The 19,079-nt window shown below is 61.2% G+C and carries 14 protein-coding genes; all 14 read left to right on the top strand.

The window, feature by feature from the left end; translation table 11 throughout:
• The first annotated feature begins 722 nt into the window (after positions 1 to 722).
• The gene (locus C667_RS04955; protein ID WP_004357905.1) at positions 723 to 2,915 is read left to right on the top strand and encodes a polysaccharide biosynthesis tyrosine autokinase; all 2,193 of its coding nucleotides are present in this window, start codon (positions 723 to 725) and stop codon (positions 2,913 to 2,915) included.
• Positions 2,916 to 3,172: 257 nt separating this feature from the next.
• The gene (locus C667_RS04950; RefSeq protein WP_004357903.1) at positions 3,173 to 4,720 is read left to right on the top strand and encodes an MraY family glycosyltransferase; all 1,548 of its coding nucleotides are present in this window, start codon (positions 3,173 to 3,175) and stop codon (positions 4,718 to 4,720) included.
• Between the two features lie 257 nt (positions 4,721 to 4,977).
• Positions 4,978 to 6,255 (top strand): Vi polysaccharide biosynthesis UDP-N-acetylglucosamine C-6 dehydrogenase TviB, encoded by a 1,278-nt coding sequence (tviB, locus tag C667_RS04945; protein WP_004357901.1) that lies wholly within the window; start codon positions 4,978 to 4,980, stop codon positions 6,253 to 6,255.
• A gap of 364 nt (positions 6,256 to 6,619) precedes the next feature.
• The gene (locus C667_RS04940; protein WP_004357900.1) at positions 6,620 to 7,678 is read left to right on the top strand and encodes a Gfo/Idh/MocA family protein; all 1,059 of its coding nucleotides are present in this window, start codon (positions 6,620 to 6,622) and stop codon (positions 7,676 to 7,678) included.
• A gap of 3 nt (positions 7,679 to 7,681) precedes the next feature.
• On the top strand, positions 7,682 to 8,725 hold the full coding sequence (locus C667_RS04935) for an FAD-dependent oxidoreductase (RefSeq protein WP_004357898.1): 1,044 nt from the start codon (positions 7,682 to 7,684) through the stop codon (positions 8,723 to 8,725).
• A complete protein-coding gene (locus tag C667_RS04930) occupies positions 8,722 to 9,315 on the top strand; it encodes an acyltransferase (protein ID WP_004357896.1) in 594 nt (197 codons plus the stop codon). The genes C667_RS04935 and C667_RS04930 overlap by 4 nt, the downstream gene beginning before the upstream one ends.
• Positions 9,316 to 9,317: 2 nt before the next feature.
• Positions 9,318 to 9,626: a hypothetical protein gene (locus C667_RS04925; RefSeq protein ID WP_004357894.1), complete on the top strand. Its 309-nt coding sequence runs from the start codon at positions 9,318 to 9,320 to the stop codon at positions 9,624 to 9,626.
• Positions 9,619 to 11,184, top strand: a complete 1,566-nt coding sequence (locus tag C667_RS04920) for an aminotransferase class I/II-fold pyridoxal phosphate-dependent enzyme (RefSeq protein ID WP_004357892.1) — start codon at positions 9,619 to 9,621, stop codon at positions 11,182 to 11,184. The genes C667_RS04925 and C667_RS04920 overlap by 8 nt, the downstream gene beginning before the upstream one ends.
• 36 nt (positions 11,185 to 11,220) lie before the next feature.
• Positions 11,221 to 12,354 carry a glycosyltransferase gene (locus C667_RS24820; RefSeq protein ID WP_004357890.1) on the top strand — a complete coding sequence of 378 codons (1,134 nt, stop codon included), beginning with the start codon at positions 11,221 to 11,223 and terminating at the stop codon, positions 12,352 to 12,354.
• A gap of 85 nt (positions 12,355 to 12,439) precedes the next feature.
• The gene (locus C667_RS04915; RefSeq protein ID WP_004357889.1) at positions 12,440 to 13,801 is read left to right on the top strand and encodes an IS1380 family transposase; all 1,362 of its coding nucleotides are present in this window, start codon (positions 12,440 to 12,442) and stop codon (positions 13,799 to 13,801) included.
• 396 nt (positions 13,802 to 14,197) lie between these two features.
• Positions 14,198 to 15,610: a lipopolysaccharide biosynthesis protein gene (locus tag C667_RS24815; protein ID WP_004357886.1), complete on the top strand. Its 1,413-nt coding sequence runs from the start codon at positions 14,198 to 14,200 to the stop codon at positions 15,608 to 15,610.
• Positions 15,611 to 15,659: 49 nt separating this feature from the next.
• Positions 15,660 to 16,823: a hypothetical protein gene (locus tag C667_RS25580; protein ID WP_157302199.1), complete on the top strand. Its 1,164-nt coding sequence runs from the start codon at positions 15,660 to 15,662 to the stop codon at positions 16,821 to 16,823.
• On the top strand, positions 16,801 to 17,883 hold the full coding sequence (locus tag C667_RS25575; protein WP_157302197.1) for a glycosyltransferase family protein: 1,083 nt from the start codon (positions 16,801 to 16,803) through the stop codon (positions 17,881 to 17,883). The genes C667_RS25580 and C667_RS25575 overlap by 23 nt, the downstream gene beginning before the upstream one ends.
• Positions 17,884 to 17,953: 70 nt before the next feature.
• Entirely contained in the window at positions 17,954 to 19,027 is a 1,074-nt protein-coding gene (gene wecB / locus C667_RS04910) for a non-hydrolyzing UDP-N-acetylglucosamine 2-epimerase (protein WP_039920799.1), read from the top strand.
• Positions 19,028 to 19,079 lie beyond the last annotated feature (52 nt).

Here is a 19,079-nt window from a genome sequence, read left to right as displayed (position 1 = left end):
AAAACATCGCGGCTCCGGCGACCATGTAGGAGCGCCGGCAGGCGCGAATGAGATTGGCCCCGGCGCATGAAATCCGCGCCGGTTCTTGTAGGAGCGCCGGCAGGCGCGAAAGCGGCGGTTGATTTGGCGTTGTCGCGAAACGGAGAGGCTGCATTCGCGCCTGCCGGCGCTCCTACATAAAACATCGCGGCTCCGGCGACCATGTAGGAGCGCCGGCAGGCGCGAATGAGATTGGCCCCGGCGCATGAAATCCGCGCCGGTTTGTGTAGGAGCGCCGGCAGGCGCGAAAGCGGCGGTTGATTTGGCGTTGTCGCAAAACGGAGGCGCTGCATTCGCGCCTGCCGGCGCTCCTACATAAAACATCGCGGCTCCGGCGACCATGTAGGAGCGCCGGCAGGCGCGAAAGCGGGGGGTGATTTGGCGTTGTCGCGAAACGGAGAGGTTGCATTCGCGCCTGCGGGCGCTCCTGCATGAAAGATCGCGCCTGCCGGCGCTCCTACATAAAGGATCGCGCCTGCCGGCGCTCCTACATAAAGGATCGCGCCTGCCGGCGCTCCTACATGAAACATGCGGGTGGTTGAACGCGTACGAGCCTCATCCAACCCCACCAACCCCACCAACCCTTTAGCCTCACCAAAACACCACAGGAACCCACACCCTTGCGTCGAGAAACTGCACCTTCCGCCGTGGCTGATGTCGGCGGTCCTGTTCGTGGCAAGTCCATGCGCGACGACAAAGACGACTTCATCAACCTGGGCGAGATCATCGCCGTCCTGCTCGAATACAAGTGGCTGATCCTCGCGGTCACCTTCCTCGCCGTCTTCATCGGCGCGGTCACCGCCTTTGTCTCCACGCCCATCTACCGCGCCGATGCGCTGGTGCAGGTCGAGGACAAGAAGAGCGCCAAGGGTGGCCTCGCGGCGCTGCGTGACGTCGAAGCGGTGCTCGGCGACTCGACCTCGGTGGCCGCCGAGCTCGAGATCCTGCGCTCGCGCATGATCCTCGGCCGCGTCGTCGATCGGCTCAACCTCTCCATCCGCGCCAACCCCGACTACTTCCCCGTCTTCGGCCGCGCCCTCGCGCGCCGCTACAACGGCGACGAACCCGCCGCGCCCTTCCTCGGCCTCGGCACCTACGCCTGGGGCGGCGAGCGCATCGACGTGCAGAGCCTTGAGGTCCCCAGCTACCTCCAGGGCCTGCCCCTCACCCTCATCGCCGGCGACAACAACACCTTCACCCTCTACGACGACCAGGACATGCGCCTGCTCGACGGCACCGTCGGCGAGGCCGCCGCCAGCGCCGACGGCAAGACCACCCTCTTCATCGCCGAGCTCGTCGCCCGCCCCGGCACCCGCTTCAACCTCGCCCGCGTCGGCCAGACCCAGGCCATCGGTGCCCTGCGCGAAAACCTCGAGGTGCGCGAGCGCGCCCGCCAGTCCAACGTGATCGAAGCCGCCTACAGCGGCCCCGACCGCGCCCAGGTCGAAGCCGTCCTCAACGAAGTCCTCAACGCCTACGTCCGCCAGAACGTCGAATACCGCTCCGCCGAAGCCGAAGCCACCCTCGGCTTCCTCGAAGCCCAGCTCCCCGAGCTCAAGGGCCAGCTCGACACCGCCGAAGCCGCCTACAACGAATACCGCCAGAACCGCGGCTCGGTCGACCTCACCATCGAGACCCAGTCCGTCCTCGGCTCCATCGTCAAGGTCGACAACGACATCGTCGTCCTCCAGCAAAAGCGCGACGAGCTGCGCCAGCGCTTCACCGCCGAGCACCCCCAGGTCAAGGCGCTCGACTCCCAGCTCAGCCGCCTGCGCGCCGTGCGCGGCACCCTCGACAAGGACGTCAACCGCCTCCCCGACACCCAGCAGACCGCGCTGCGCCTGCGCCGCGACGTCGAGGTCGCCACCGCGCTCTACACCAACCTGCTCAACAGCGCCCAGCAGCTGCGCGTGGCCCGCGCCGGCACCGTCGGCGATGTGCGCGTGATCGACGCCGCCGCCACCGCGCCGCTGCCGGTCGCCCCGCGCAAGGCGCTCATCCTGCTGCTCTCGGGCGTGCTCGGCGTGCTCGGCGCGCTCGGCCTGGTGTGGGCCATCCGCAGCCTGCGCGTGGTCGTCGAAGACCCGCAGACCATCGAGCGCGAGCTCTCGCTGCCGGTGTACGCCACCGTGCCCGCCAGCAAGGACGAGGCCCAGCTCTCGCGCGCCATCGCCCGCGGCAAGGCCGACAAGAGCCAGCTCCTCGCCATCGCCAACCCCGACGACGACGCCATGGAGAGCCTGCGCAGCCTGCGCACCACGCTGCACTTCGCCCTGCTCGGCGCGGAGAAGGGCTCGGTGCTCATCACCGGCCCGGCGCCCGGTGTCGGCAAGAGCTTCATCAGCAAGAACCTCGCTGCCGTCCTCGCCCAGGCCGGCAAGCGCGTCATGCTGGTCGACGGCGACCTGCGCAAGGGCCATATCAACAAGGCCTTCGGCGTGCCGCGCGGCATGGGCGTGTCCGACTACATCATGGGCGTCGCCGGGCTCGAGCAGATCGTCAAGCCCACCGGCGTCGACAACTTCGCCCTCGTCACCACCGGCCAGATCCCGCCCAACCCGTCCGAACTCCTCATGCACCCGCGCTTCGCCGAGCTGCTCGCCGAACTCGAAAAGCAGTGCGACGTGCTCATCATCGACGCGCCCCCGGTGCTCGCCGTGTCCGATGCCGCTATCATCGGCCGCCAGGTCGGCGCCACCCTCCTGGTCGCCCGCGCCGGCCGCCACCCCATCCGCGAGCTCGAGCAAGCCATCAAGCGCTTCGACCAGGCCGGCGTCGAGGTCAAGGGATTCGTGTTCAACGGCTTCGACCTCACCCGCCAGCGGCATCGGTTCGGGTACGAGGGCTATCACTACCAGTACAAGTACAAGGCATGAAGACGGCCCAATTCGCTATGCGATGTCTCCCTGTAGGAGCGCCGGCAGGCGCGAAAACGGCCCCCAAATAAACGCCATGCGTAATTCACCCGCCCAATTCGCGCCTGCCGGCGCTCCTACAAAGGCGTTCGCGCGTGCCGGTGCTTCTACATGGCCATTCGCGCCTGCCGGCGCTCCTACATAAACCTGCTCTTGCTGGACTACATCGACATGACGCCGCCTACGACGCGCGCACGCTTCCCGGAGGGCCGCCGACCATGCAAGGCTTGATCGCATTGCTGGTTGGTGCCGGTCTCTCCGTCCTCGTCATCCGCGCGATGATCGTCATCGCGCCGCGCGTCGGCCTCGTCGACCTCCCCGGCGAGCACAAGCAGCACGAGCACGTCACCCCCTTCGTCGGCGGCTTCGGCGTGCTCGCGGCGCTGCTGGTCGCGGTGGCGCTGCTCATCCTCGCCTACCCGGAAAAACTCGTCGCCTGGCTCTCCCTGCTGGTGTGCGGCGTGGTCATGTTCGGCGTCGGCCTCGCCGACGACCGCTGGAAGCTCTCCGCCCGCATCCGCCTCGTCATCCAGGCCGGGCTCGCGCTGCTCATGGTCTTTGGCGGTGGGGTGGTGCTCGCCGACGTCGGCGACGCCTTCTTCGTCGGCGCGCTCACCATGGGCTTCGCCGCGGCCGTGCCCTTCACCGTCTTCGGCACCGTCGGCTGCATCAACGCGCTCAACATGGTCGACGGCATCGACGGCCTCTCGGGCACCATCGCCGCCGGCACCCTGGCCCTCATCGCGCTGGTCGCCGGTCTGGGCGGCGACGGCGCCACCTTCCTGCTCGCCCTCGCCCTGCTTGGCGGCGTGCTCGGCTTCCTGTGGTTCAACCTGCGCTTCGGCGACCAGCACCGCGCCCGCGTCTTCATGGGCGACAACGGCAGCATGATGCTCGGCCTGCTGCTGTGCTGGCTGCTCATCACCATCACCCAGGGGCCGAATGCCCTCGTGCCGCCCATCGTGGCGTTGTGGATCTTCGCGCTGCCGCTGGTCGACACCCTCAGCGTCATGTTCCGCCGCATCTGGCGGGGCAAGTCGCCCTTCAGCCCCGACCGCAACCACCTGCACCACCTGCTGCAGCGCGCCGGCTTCCGCGTCGAAAACACCGTCGGCATCATGGGCACGCTGCACTTCGCTCTCGGCGCCACCGGCATCGCCGGCGCCTGGCTGGGCGTGCCCGAGGGCGTGCTCGCCATCGGCTGGCTGGTCGTCTTCCTGGCCTATTTCCGCCTCACCGCGCGCCCCTGGCGCTTCGTGCCCATGCTGCGCGGCTTCCATCGCGCCTGCGGCCTCACCCCCGCGCGCAACCTCGGCGTCTTCATGGGCAACTGCACGCTCGAGCACGTCGAGCAGATCAACGCCCTGGTCGCCCCCCAACTCCACGAAAACACCGTCTTCCGCACCCGGCTCTACCAGCGCAAGGGCGCCGCCGGCCCCGTCGGCGCGCGCTATGCCGTGGTGCAGATCACCATCGACGACGAGGTCGCCCCGCTGCGGCACCAGGACCTCTACATGCGCCTCATCCGCCGCGCCGCCCGCCCGCTCGACAACATCTACGTGCGCAGCTACGTCCACCGCGACCCCCACAACGAGCGCCGCGTCAGCCCCCGCGACGTCGCGCACGACCGCCGCGCCGCCGAGCGCCGCGTCGCCGATTGCATGCTCGTCGAAGAATCCTTCACCTACGTCCGCGACGGCCGCATCGTCGACCAACAGATCAACCACCCCAGACCCGGCACCCGCGCCACCGCCGCCCCCACATGACCCACCCCGCGACACCCCCTGTAGGAGCGCCGGCAGGCGCGAAAACGGCGCCCAAACGCCCGCCCCCCGCCAACGCCCCGCGATGTCCCCCTGTAGGAGCGCCGGCAGGCGCGAAAACGGCGCGAAAATAACCGCCATGCGTGATTCAACCGCCCAAATCGCGCCTGCCGGCGCTCCTACATAAAAGATCGCGCCTGCCGGCGCTCCTACATAAACCCAAACAACCCGAAAACCTCGTCCACTACCTGCCTACCATCATGCACACCCTCGACACCCTCAAGCTCGCCATCATCGGCCTCGGCTACGTCGGCCTTCCCCTCGCCGTCGAATTCGCCAAGAAGCGCTCTGTCGTCGGCTTCGACATCAACCAGGCGCGCATCGACGCCCTCAAGACCGGCCACGACGCCACCCTCGAAGTCTCCGACGAAGAACTCCGCGAAGCCGCCGGCCTCAGCTACTCCGCCAACCTGCAGGACCTCGCCGCCTGCAACACCTACATCGTCACCGTCCCCACCCCCATCGACGAGCACAAGCAGCCCGACCTCACCCCGCTGGTCAAGGCCTCCGAGACCATCGGCAAGGTGCTCAAGAAGGGCGACATCGTCATCTACGAATCCACCGTCTACCCCGGCGCCACCGAAGAAGACTGCGTCCCCGTCCTCGAAAAGTTCTCCGGCCTCAAGTTCAACGTCGACTTCTACGCCGGCTACAGCCCCGAGCGCATCAACCCGGGCGACAAGGAACACCGCGTCTCCACCATCAAGAAGGTCACCTCCGGCTCCACCCCCGAGGTCGCCGAGCTGGTCGACCAGCTCTACCGCCAGATCATCGTCGTCGGCACCCACAAGGCCGAGAGCATCAAGGTGGCCGAAGCCGCCAAGGTCATCGAGAACACCCAGCGCGACGTCAACATCGCCCTCATCAACGAGCTCGCCATCATCTTCAACAAGATGGGCATCGACACCGAGGCGGTGCTCCAGGCCGCCGGCAGCAAGTGGAACTTCCTGCCCTTCCGCCCGGGCCTGGTCGGCGGCCACTGCATCGGCGTGGACCCGTACTACCTCACCCACAAGGCGCAGGAGATCGGCTACCACCCCGAGATCATCCTCGCCGGCCGGCGGCTGAACGACGGCATGGGCGCCTACGTGGTGTCGCAGCTCGTCAAGGCCATGCTCAAGCGCCGCATCACCGTCGAAGGCGCGCGCGTGCTGGTGCTGGGCCTCACCTTCAAGGAAAACTGCCCCGACCTGCGCAACACCCGCATCGTCGACATCGTCAAGGAACTGCGCGACTACAACATCACCGCCGACGTGTTCGACCCGTGGGTGGATGTCGCCGAAGCGCAGCACGAATACGGCCTCACCCCGATCGACGCCCCCGAGCAGGGCGCCTACGACGCGATCATCGTCGGCGTGGCGCACCAGCAGTTCAAGGACATGGGCGCCGAGGCCATCCGCGCGCTCGGCAAGCCGGAGCACGTGGTGTATGACCTGAAATATGTGATGCCGAGGAATGCGGCGGACCTTCGTCTCTAACCCGAGCGCCGAATTCGCGCCTGCCGGCGCTCCTACAGAAACCGCCACGCGTCGTGGCCCTCTTGTAGGAGCTGCGGCAGCTGCGAATGGACCGAAATGGAGACGCCGCGATCGGACCGCGATGCCCTTGTAGGAGCGCCGGCAGGCGCGAATACGGCCCCACACCCCGCCACAACGCCCCTTGTCATCGCCCCGCGCCAAACACCCGACCGCCCCAACCTGAAACCGCCGCCCGCCACCTCTTCCGCCCGATAGCCCTCGCCACCCCCTTCCGATAGAACGACTCGCCCCCTCACACGCCGGTCATGCAATCGGACTATCATTCCGGCCTCGTTTCTGCCCGACATATTCCTCGGAGATAGCCATGCATCACTCCCCCCCCATCACCGACCGCAAGATCCGCTTCGCCCTCATCGGCTGCGGCCGCATCGCGCAGAACCACTTCGCCGCGATGGAGAAACACGCCGACCGCTGCGAACTGGTCGACGTCTGCGACACCAATCCCGCCGCGCTGCAGGCCGCCGTCGCCAAGACCGGCGCCCGTGGCCACGGCAAGCTCGCCGACCTGCTCGCCAGCACCACCGCCGACTGCGTCATCCTCACCACTCCCAGCGGCCTGCACCCGGCCCAGGCCATCGAAGTGGCGCAGGCCGGCAAGCACGTGATGACCGAGAAGCCCATGGCCACCCGCTGGCAGGACGGCCTCAAGATGGTCGAGGCCTGCGACAAGGCCGGCGTGCGCCTTTTCGTCGTCAAGCAGAACCGCCGCAACGCCACGCTGCAGCTGCTCAAGCGCGCCGTCGAGCAAAAGCGCTTCGGCAAGATCTACGCGGTGTCGGTCAACGTCTTCTGGACCCGCCCGCAGGAGTACTACGACAGCGCCAAGTGGCGCGGCACCTGGGAATTCGACGGCGGCGCCTTCATGAACCAGGCCAGCCACTACATCGACCTGCTCGACTGGCTGATCGGCCCGGTCGAATCCGTCATGGCCTACACCGGCACCCTGGAGCGCGACATCGAGGTCGAAGACTCGGGCGTGGCCGCCATCCGCTGGCGCAGCGGCGCCATGGGCACGCTCAACGTCAGCATGCTCACCTACCCCAAGAACCTCGAAGGCAGCATCACCATCCTGGGCGAGAAGGGCACGGTGCGCGTCGGCGGCGTGGCGGTGAACGAGATCCAGCACTGGGAGTTCGCCGAACAGCGCCCCGAGGACGAGGAGATCAAGCACGCCAGCTACGCCACCACCAGCGTCTACGGCTTCGGTCACCCGCTCTACTACGACAACGTGATCCAGACTCTGCGCGGCGAGGCCGAAGCCGAGACCGACGGCCGCGAAGGCCTCAAGAGCCTCGAGCTGCTCATCGCCATGTACCTGTCCTCGCGCGACGGCAAGCGCGTGGCCCTGCCGCTGGAGTACTGAGCCATGCGCGTCGCGGTCGTGGGGGCCGGCATCGTGGGGGCGTGCACCGCCTGGGCGCTCGCGCGCCAGGGCGTCCGTTGCACCCTCTTCGATCGCCGGCAGCCCATGTGCGAGACCAGCCGCGCCTCGTCCAAGCTCCTGCACGGCGGCCTGCGCTACCTGGAAACCGGCCAGTTTCGCCTCGTCGGCAAGGCGCTGCACGCCCGCACCGACTGGCTGGAGCTCGCCCCGCACCTGTGCCACCGGCTCGAGATGCTGCTGCCCATGTACCGTGACAAGGGCCGCTCGCAGTTCGTCATCTCGGCCGGCATCCGCATCTACGACGTGCTCGCGCTGGGCAGCGGCTTTCCGCGTGCGCGCGTGCTCAAGCCCTCCGAAGTGCTCGCCCTGCAGCCCGGCCTGTCGCCCGAAGGCCTGGTCGGCGCCTGGGCCTTCTTCGACGCGCAGATGGACGACTCCGCCCTGGGCAACTGGGTGGTCGACGAATTCTGCGACCTGGGCGGCGACCTGGTCACCGAGCACGAGGTGCGCGACCTCGCCGAGCTCGACGACTACGATCGCATCGTCAACGCCACCGGCCCCTGGGCCATGCAACTGCGCGAGACCATGCCCGGCAAGCCGAGCATCCTGCTCGACTGGGTGCGCGGCAGCCACATCGTGCTCGACCGCATCTGCCCGGCCGCCATGCTGCTCGAAGTGCCCGGCTCCAGCCGCATCTTCTTCATCCTGCCCTACCAGGGCCGCACGCTCATCGGCACCACCGAGGTGCGCCAGTCCGGCCCCAACAACCCCGGCCCGAGCGAGGACGAGATCCGCTACCTGCTCGACGCCCACAACCACTACATGACCGGCGCCGTCGCCATGCGCTGCGATGTGGTCGAGGCCTTCTCGGGCGTGCGCCCGCTGCTGCGCAGCGCCGACAACCCCTCCGAAGCCACCCGCGAATGGGCCTTCGAGCAAACCGGCAAGGTGCTCCACATCTACGGCGGCAAGTGGACTACCGCCAAGCTCCAGGGCGACGACGCCGCACACAGGATCCTGCAATGACCAACCATCCCGGCTACACCGTCCACCCCAGCGCCATCGTCGACGAGGGCGCCCAGATCGGCGAAGGCTCGCGCGTATGGCACTTCGCCCACGTCTGCGCCGGCGCCCGCATCGGCAAGGGCGTCTCGCTCGGCCAGAACGTCTTCGTCGGCAACAAGGTCGTCATCGGCGACCAGTGCAAGGTGCAGAACAACGTCTCGGTGTACGACAACGTCACCCTCGAGGAAGGCGTGTTCTGCGGCCCCAGCATGGTCTTCACCAACGTCTACAACCCGCGCTCGCTCATCGAGCGCAAGAGCGAATACCGCGACACCCTGGTCAAGCGCGGCGCCACCCTGGGCGCCAACTGCACCATCGTCTGCGGCACCACCATCGGCGAGTTCGCCTTCGTCGGCGCCGGCGCCGTCATCAACAAGGACGTCAAGCCCTACGCCCTCATGGTCGGCGTGCCCGCCCGCCAGGTCGGCTGGATGAGCGAATACGGCGAACAGATCCCGCTGCCGGTGAAAGGCCAGGGCGAATACACCTGCCCGCACACCGGCGCCCTCTACACCCTCGACGGCGACACCGTCACACGCTCAGGAGCCTGACTGTGCAACTCGAAGCCATTTACCGCGAAGGGCAGATCCACTTCACCACCCCGATCCGCCTGAAGAACCACCCGATCCGCGTCCGCATCGACGTCCCCGACGACGAGATCGACAGCGTCCTCGATCAGCCCGAAGTGCAGGCGTCGGCCGGTGTGAGCGCACCCAGCGCCGCGCCCGGCTTCATCGATGAGCTCAAGGACATCCAGTCCTTGGTGCGCGCCCAACTGCAATCCGCCGCCAATCGGCCGCTCGACAAGGACGCGCTGCGTGATCTTCGTGCCCAGGCGTGGGAGGACAAGCACCGTGGCTGATCGGCATCTCATCCTCGACGTCAGCGTCATCGTCGACATGTGGCTCGACCCCGACGTCGACACCAACCCCACCGCACAACTCTTCAAGCAAGCCGCGGACACGGGCACCACGCTGTGGGTGTGTGCCAGCGCGCTGCCCACCCTCGAGTTCGTCACCCTGCAGCGCCTCAAGGCCTTGGGGGCCGAGCCCGCTCGAGCCCGCACCGCGGTGCGTCGGCTCATGGCGCAGTTGCTGGACAGCGTGCAGGTGAGCACCGTGTTCGGCTTCGAGCAAGCGGACGCTTACCGCGCCGCGCGCGATTTCGAAGACGCCCAGATCGCAGCCAGCGCCCGTAGCCTGGAGGGCGCCCGGATGGCCATCGTCACGCTCGACAAATCATTCGATGCCTTGGGCGTGTGCGAAACGCTCGCCCCCGCCGCTGCACTGGCCTGGCTGCACACGGCGTCTGCGGTCAGCAAGGGTGCGATGGCCTTCACCGATCTTGCCGAGCAGCAGCGCCGCATCCGCCCGCAACTCGAACAACGCATCGAAACCGTCCTGCGCCACGGCCAGTACATCCTCGGCCCCGAAGTGGCCGAGCTCGAAGAAAAGCTCGCCGCCTTCGTCGGCGCCAAGCACTGCATCACCTGCGCCAACGGCACCGACGCCCTGCAGATCGCCCAGATGGCGGTGGGCGTGGCCCACGGCGACGAGGTCATCACCCCGGGCTTCACCTACATCGCCACCGCCGAAACCGTCGCCGTGCTCGGCGCCAAGCCGGTGTATGTCGACATCGACCCGCGCACCTACAACCTCGACCCCGCGCTGCTCGAAGCCGCCATCACGCCCAAGACCCGCGCCATCATCCCGGTGAGCCTGTACGGCCAGTGCGCCGACTTCGACACCATCAACGCCATCGCCGCCAAGCACGGCATCCCGGTCATCGAAGACGCCGCGCAGAGCTTCGGCGCCCGCTACAAGGGCCGCATGTCGTGCAACCTCAGCACTATCGCCTGCACCAGCTTCTTCCCCAGCAAGCCGCTCGGCTGCTACGGCGACGGCGGCGCCATATTCACCAACGACGACGAACTGGCCAAGGTCATCCGGCAGATCGCCCGCCACGGGCAAGACCGCCGCTACCACCACATCCGCGTGGGCGTGAATAGCCGCCTCGACACCCTGCAGGCCGCCATCCTGCTGCCCAAGCTCGAGATCCTGGCCGAGGAGGTTCAGCTGCGCCAGCAGGTCGCCGCCAACTACGACCGCCTGTTCAAGGAAGTCGGCATCGACACCACGCCCTACATCGAGCCGCACAACGTGAGCGCCTGGGCGCAGTACACCGTGCGCGTGGATGACCGCGATGCGGTGCAGGAGAAGCTGAAGGCGGCCGGCGTGCCGACGGCGGTGCATTATCCGATTCCGCTGAACAAGCAGCCCGCGGTGGCCGATGCGGATGCGAAGTTGCCGCATGGGGATGCAGCGGCGGCAAGGGTGATGAGTTTGCCGATGCATCCGTATCTAGATTTAGCACAGCAGGCACATGTCGTAAATAATATCCTGAATCATGTGTATAGATAAGAGTGCGCTAACCCCGCAATTTCCCCGCTAGCGCCCATGAAAAACGTCCTCTTTATAACAACTTCTTTTCCTTATCCGCCAGGTGAGCAGTTTATTGAAGATGAGTTGTGCTATTGGAATGCTGATAAAGATCTCTCCTTGTCTATTCTTCCACTTCTTGCTAAAGGTGTCCCGCGAGCAGTCCCGGAGAATGTCCAAATTGATCTTGGACTTGCAAGAAGGAATTCAAGGTCGATCAAGGCGTTTAACCATTTGCTCGCTCTTTTTTCCAGGTACTACTGGATGGAGTTGTTGCAGGCCTATTCCCTGGGGCGTTTGAGCCTTCCCGTAGCAAGGGATTGCCTGCGCGCCGTTGCGGACATGCTTCGTTATAAGGCTGCCCTTGCTTCTATTGTTGAGCGAATAAACGGCCCTGTTTATATCTATTCCTATTGGAATAATCCCGCTTCGTTCGCCGCTGCGTTATTACGGGAGCGTGGGGTCGTTTGTAAGCTATTTAGTCGATTGCATGGCTATGACTTGTATGAGCAGCGGACGAAAAATAACTACCACCCTCTTAAGAGGGGGCTTCTTGGTCGTTTTGATAAGCTGCTACCCGTCTCAGCCCAGGGCGGGCGGTATTTGCAAGATGTTTATGGTTTGAAAAGAGAAAAAATTCAAGTCTTGCCGCTTGGTGTCTCTGTCCCCCGTGCGGAAGCGCACGCAAGTGCTGCCGGTTGCCTTAATATTCTTTCTGTTTCATTTTGTGTTTCCGTGAAGCGGATTGATAAAATAGTTGATGCAATAGGCTTGTTAGGTCAGCGCTGTCCTCGCTTGCAAATTGGCTGGGTGCATATTGGCGGTGGCGCTATGTTCGATGAAATTAAGGCGCGAGCAGAGCGGGTCCTAACAGAGCAGAACATCAGATGGCGTTTTGTGGGAGATCTCGATAAATCGAAAGTGTTGGATTTTTATCAGTCAAACCCGGTCGATGTTCTCGTGAATTCCAGTGACTCAGAAGGGGTGCCCGTAAGCATCATGGAAGCGATGAGTTTTGGGGTTCCAGCTATTGCGCCGGACGTAGGTGGGGTATCGGAACTCGTTGACCCGAATGTCGGCTTTTTGCTTCCTGAGAGCCCTGCGCCTCAACAAATAGCAGACTGTCTGCTACTCGTGAAAGATAAATCCTGAATCCGTGTTCGCTTAGCCGGAAATCCAGCCTAACGCATTGATGTAATTGTATAATTACGCATCCGAGCCTTTCACCCAACCGACCATGCCGCGCTTCGAAGTCAAGCAATCCGCCAAGCTCAATCTGACGTCCTACTCGGGCCTGGCGTTGATCGGGCAGTGCTGCCAGGCGGCACAGGTCGAGGCGGTGATCGACCCGAGGCTGCCGGTGTCGCAGGGTATGCGGAGCTCGGACCTGGTCAAGTCGGTGGTGGGGCTGCTGAGCCTGGGCAAAAGCGACTTCGAGGCGATCGAGCCGTTTCGCGGCGACCGCTTCTTCAAGGAAGCGCTCGGGCTCGCCAAGGTGCCCGGCAGCGTGTGGATGCGCCAACGGCTCGATGCCCGCGCGGCCGAGCTGCGCGAGCTGACCGACGAGCTGAGCCTGCGCCTGCTCGAGCGCACCGAGGCGCCGATCACGGCGCACAAGGGCTACGTCTGCGCCGATCTGGACACCTTCGTGATGGACAACTCCGACACCAAGAAGGAGGCGGTCAGCCGCACTTACCAGGGCGTCGATGGCTACACGCCGATCGCGCTGTACCTGGGCAACGAGGGCTGGAACCTCGGCCTGGAGCTGCGCGCGGGGTCGCACCACTCGGCGCTGGAGACCGAGTATTTCTTCGAGCGCGCGTTCCCGCGCCTGCGCCGGGTGTGTGCGGCCGATGCGAAGCTGCTGTGGCGGGCCGACAGCGGCTTCGACAGCGCCCGGCTGCTGTTCGCGCTGGCCGACGAGCGCGATCGCTGGGCAGCGCTGGGGCGTTCGTTCGACTACCTCACCAAGTGGAATCCGCGCCGTCAGGACAAGACCGCCTGGGTGGACCGGGCCGAGGCCGCCGGCGTCTTCGAGGAAGTGCGCGCGGGCAAGCGGGTGGGGCTGCTGGACCTGAAGATCGACCGTGCCTGGAAGAAGGCCAAGCGCACGCTGCGTCTGGTGGTGCGGGTGACCGAGCGCACGATCGACAAGAAGGGCCAGCACCTGCTGACCCCCGAGATCGAGATCGAAGGCTGGTGGACCAGCCTCGAAGTGGCGATGGCCGACGTGATCGAGCTCTACAAGCACCACGGCACGCACGAGCAGTTCCACTCCGAGATCAAGACCGACCTGGACCTCGAGCGCCTGCCCTCGGGCAAGTTCGACACCAACGACGCGGTCATGCATCTGGCCGCGTTCGCCTACAACTGCCTGCGCCTGATCGGCCAACTCGGGCTGACCGGCGAGCTCTCGCCGATCCGTCACCCGGCCAAGCGCCGACGCATCAAGACAGTGCTGCAGGAGGTGATGTACCGTGCGGCGAAGTTCGTCGAACACGCCCGCCGCCTGGTGCTGGACTTCGGACGCGGCGTCGCCGCGCATGTGAAGGTGTTCACCACGGTGCAGGCGCGACTGTGCGCGGTGGCTTCGCCGTGATGCAAATCCGACGGCCGAATTCTCCGAATCGAGGCCATTTCGCTGCGGCGAAAGGGCGACGGCCGCGTGGGAGCAGGAAAATGACGTAGCGCACCCCCCGTAAGCCCGGCTCGCCGGGCCTCCGGGCCGTGAAAGGACGGTGCTCGGGGCTGCGGTGAGCTGAGATTGGGAGTCAGGCAGCAGAAAAATCATGCGCTGGGGCTCGCGGAGCGGGTACGCGCTGAAGACAACACGGATTCAGGTAAATGTAAAGACTCCCGAATTAGACGCGCCGCTAGGCTGAAAATCGTGGAGCTCTATAACGCTGATGTCAATCATCAGAAGTTAGTCAATGACTTTGAGCTATTTTGACTGATGCAGTCATGTTCTAAGCGTAAAAATGGCAAGAAGCCCTAAATGAACAGACGGAACATTCTTGCATTCGCGCTCGGGCCAGTGCTGACAGCTTTGCTGGGGCTAGTTACCCTGCCGATCGTAGCTTGGATTTTTCCTCCGACGGATATTGGTAGGAATAATGTTTTCCAGGTCGCCATAAATTTCTCTGTTCTGATCTTCGTTTTGGGCCTGGATCAGGCTTTTGTTCGAGAATACCATGAGTCGAAGCAGCGGGATGCGCTTTTCAAGGCCTGCTTCTTGCCGGGTCTTTTTTTATTGACGATTGTTGTCGTATTGTTGGTCCCGTTTTCGGCCGACGTTTCTTGGCTCCTGTATGGTGAAGCTGAGCCGTTATGGGGTTGGCTGACGGCTGGCTGCATTTTCTTTAGTTTTCTTGCAAGGTTTCTATCGCTCATTCTGCGAATGCAGGAGCGCGGTCTGGCCTTTTCTTTAAGTCAAGTAATGCCGAAGGTGCTGATGGTCACTGTTTTGCTTGGCTACCTATTCCTTGATGTCGATCGTGTCTATACGAGCTTGCTTCTAGCGAATTTAATCTCCATTGTTGCCGTTACTCTCGCGCTGGTGTGGAATACGCGCATCGAGCTTAAGAGAGGTTTCTTCGCTCGGGTTCATGTCTCAGATCTTAAGCCCCTTCTCTCTTTTGGGCTTCCTCTGATTGTGGCGGGAATCGCTTATTGGGGGCTTAAGGCGACGAGCACCTTGGTGCTCAGAGCGAACGGTGCTTTTGAGGAACTTGCAGTTTACTCATTGGCTTTGAGTTTTGCCTCGGCGGCAACCGTTTTTCAGACTGTATTCAGCACCATATGGATGCCCACCGTGTACAAGTGGGTTGCGAATAATCATGATCTGGATCTCTTGGAATCCGTCAATGGACAGCTTGTAGCGGTTATTGGCGTCATATTGCTTGCATGTGCTACGCTTTCATGGCTTTTGGATTATTTTTTGCCGCCTGTTTATGCGGAGGTCAAGTATCTGCTTCCTGTATGTATGCTCCAGCCGCTTTTTTACACCCTTTCTGAAACTACCGTTGTTGGTTTAAATATTCAGCGAAAAACGGGATATTCTGTTCTTATCGCGCTGATCGCTTTTTTTGTCAATTTTTCGTTGAGCCTTTTGTTGGCAGGCCAATTTGGTGCCGTTGCCGTCGCTTCGGTGAATGCACTCGCCTTCTTTGTTTTTACCGTCTTGCGAACTGAGTTTGCCCGAAGAGTGTGGCGTCCATTGCCGCGGGCAAAAATGTATGTTTCTTCTGGGGTTTATCTCTTGTTTTCAATTTTCTTCGCGACTTACCAGCCGACGCGGGTGCTTGAATGGAGTGTAATGGTGTCGATTGGAGTGGTCTACATTGGTGCAGTGCATCGGGCGGATCTTGCGAACGCTTGGAGTTTTGTCTTTAAGAAAACGAAGGTCTAAGAAAGAGATAGAGATAGGAATGTTAAGGATAGAGCGAAGGCTGTTCTGGTTGTTCTTGCATGTTGCTCTCGCAGCTCTGGCTATACACTATTTTTTGACGCCATTCGAAGTGGGTGCGGGGGGTGCGACGCCTTATACACAGCGCCTTTTTTTTGGTTTCGTTTACTTGCTGTTAATTGGATTGGGCGGCAGGGTTGAGAAGCGGGCGGAGGTTCTATTTCTTTTCTTTATTGTTACGGCAGTCTGGTTTTTTTCGATTAATTTTCCGGAAAATATTGGCTCTCTACTTTATTTTCTTGCCTTCTTGGGCTGCGCCCTTTTTTCTCCCGCGTTACTTGGTCATGGTGAAAGATTAGCTCGATTTTCATTAGTCCTTGATTGTTTGCTTCTTTTTTGGGTGTTGTCGCTTGTTTTTCAAGTTGTCTTTTATTTCGCGACTTCGAGCATTCTAGACGTGCACGGTTTCTTTCACCCGTCAAGTGCAGCAAGGATTCCGACGATCGGAAATCTCGTGCGTTTTACCGGCGTTCATATTGAGCCTGGAACCTATTCTAATTGGATTTTTGGGCTGGTGTTGCTTAGGGCTGTTGTCTCGGGGCGTCTCTACGATAAGTTGGCGTTGGCGGCAATGGCGTCGACTGCTCTAACGATGTCCGCATGGGGGGCGCTCGCAATCGGCGTCTACTTTTCCTCGCTTGCGATAGCGATTTTGCGCTCATTGGATAGTAGGTTGGTTGGCCGGTTATTGGTTTTTGTTGGTCTATTTGCAGTTTTCATGCTCTATTTGGCGGGAAAATATTTCGACGAGCTATGGGATTTTTCGCAGTATTTGCTGGCCCGATCCGAGCTTGAAGATGCGTCTGGTGCATCGAAAGTTACCGCTTTTTCGGGCTTCGTTGCTCTTATCCTAGATGTTGCAGTATTAGGCAAACCCTTGAATTTTGATTTTTGTGGTGGTTGTCTTTCGCCTCAGGATGCCGGAGTTTTCATCAATCTGGCGGTTCGTGGTGGTGTTGTTTTTACCGTGTTCTTGTTTGGTGTTATTGGTCTTGCTCTTGTAAGAGTGGGTGGGGGGGCGGCTAGTCTCTTGTTAGGTCCATTAGCGGGGGCTAAGTTTTATTATTTTGATCCGATTTTTTGGTTGATTTTCGGATTCAGTATATATTTTCTTGTGATGTCTAGAGTTAAAAATGAAGGTAATTCACGTTTATAAAACAGATTGTCTTCAAGCGTCCCGCGTGTTGTTGCAAACCAAGTGGTTGGTGGGTGAGACGATCTTCTTACACAGGACTTCTAATGAAGGTCATTTGGATTTAGATGGGGGGGTTGTCGATAGCCGAAAATTGAGTGTCGGCTCGCTTCTAAGATTAGCGATTAATTTGCGGGGGCAAGGGGCTAAATGGGTTTTTCATGCTCAGTCTAGTTTGGTGTACTTGTATTTGTTGAAGATCTTCTTGTGTGTCGATCGCCGTTTTGCAGACTTGGTTGTCTACGACATGCACGACTTGAACGAAAAACCGGGGGTGCGGCCGTCGCTTCGCTCTGCTCGTTCTTGGGTACGCTATTTAGTCTTGGCCGCTGCTGAGTGGGGCGTTACGAAGATGAAGAGTGTTTGTGCAATTACTGTCTCAAATGGGCTCGCAAGAGCTTTTGCGAGTAGGACTGGTGGGAGGCTCCCAGTGGTGGTGCGTAGTGCGCCATTGCCTAGTTTGGGAGCTGATGATTTGGCGGCGCGTTCACGCTTCGAGCGCGCGCTTCTCTTTTTTGGGACGCCGCAGAGGGTGCCTTTTGAGCTTGTTCAAGGTTTAGCAAGTGCCGGCTACGAATTGCATTTGTACGGGCGGGGAATTGATGAGGAGCTCGTCGAGAAGAATTTGCCGGAAAATTTAAGGGGGGCTGTGAAGTTATTTGGTCCTTACAGGCCGACCAGTTTAGATTTTATTGGTCAGTACAGGTTTGTTGTCTTGTATAAACCGGGAATTGTTTCGGATAATTTTCGATACTCTTTGCCAAACAAGTTTTTTCAAGGACTTGCATATGGAACTGGCTTTGTGGTCTCTGAGAATTTTGAAGAAATACGAGAGGTTGTCGAGGGTATTCCTGGGCTTGGAATTGTTGTGAGAAGTGGGGAGGAGGGGCGGCTTGGTGACTTGTTGCGCGATAGCAACATCGGTGGCGCAGCCTACTATCGGGATGTGCATTCGCTGGCTGAGAGACTTAGTTTGGGTGCCTGTGGCGCGTATCGCGATGTTATGGGCGCTTGCGAGCAGTAATCATCTGAGGGCCGATTTGGAGTGTTAGTTTGCACTTCTATATTTTCAGGTTTCTCGGTGGAGGAATGATATGAATAAGATTCTAACGATTGTCGGTGCTCGCCCACAGTTTATCAAGGCGGCAGCCGTGTCACGTGTCATCTCACGTACGGCTGGGTGCGTTGAAATTATTGTACATACCGGTCAGCATTTCGACAGCAATATGTCGGATGTTTTTTTTGAAGAGTTAGGAATTCCTGAGCCCCAATATAATCTGGGTATTGGAGGCGGCCGACATGGGCAGATGACGGGGCGGCAACTCGAGGCGATTGAGGAGGTGCTGCTTCAGGAGAAACCCGACTGGGTCTTGGTTTACGGTGATACGAATTCCACTTTGGCTGGTGCCCTTGCAGCAGCAAAGTTGCACATTCCGGTCGCTCACGTCGAGGCTGGGTTGCGCAGTTTCAATAGGAAAATGCCGGAAGAGATCAATAGGGTGTTGGCCGACCATGCCTCGAACTTGCTTTTCACGCCAACCGAGTCTGCGCAGGAGAATCTCGCTCGCGAAGGTATTGAGTGCGATAAGGTGATCCCGGTCGGGGATGTCATGTACGACGTCGCTCTTTATTATCGCGATAAGGCGTTGATGCCCAAGGGGCTCATCGAGAATGGCTGGGTGGCTCAGCCGTTCGTGCTCGCAACAGTACATCGGGCAGAAAATACGGATGATGAAGGTCGGTTGATGCAAATATTAGAGGGGCTTGGGGGTTGCGGGCTGCCGGTCATCCTTCCTTTGCATCCGAGAACGCGGGGTAGCATTCAGGCGCGCGGCTTAGGTATTCCGGAAAATATTCTAATAATTGACCCGGTTGGCTATCTTGAGATGATTTGGCTTGAAGTGAATTCAAGCGTGATAGCGACAGATTCGGGCGGCGTTCAAAAGGAGGCGTTCTTTTCTGGTACGCCTTGTGTGACGCTGCGCGACGAAACGGAGTGGGTTGAGTTGGTGCACTTGGGCGTCAATGTGCTTGTAGGGGCGGACGCTGGAAAGATCAGTGCTGCCATAAAGTCGAGCAAGAAATTTGACGGAGTCGAGTCGCCCTATGGTGACGGGCATGCAGCGGAGAAGATTGTCCGTGCATTGGTTGCGTCGCGAGGGTCGTAATACTCGGATGGATGCAGGTCTGAGGATTGTGGGTGTCGGTCGAACGGTGTGA

Origin of the sequence: Thauera phenylacetica B4P (genome assembly GCF_000310225.1) — a bacterium.
Lineage (GTDB): Bacteria > Pseudomonadota > Gammaproteobacteria > Burkholderiales > Rhodocyclaceae > Thauera > Thauera phenylacetica.
Note: the sequence above shows the minus strand (reverse complement) of the source record. Positions and strands in the feature narration are given on the sequence as shown.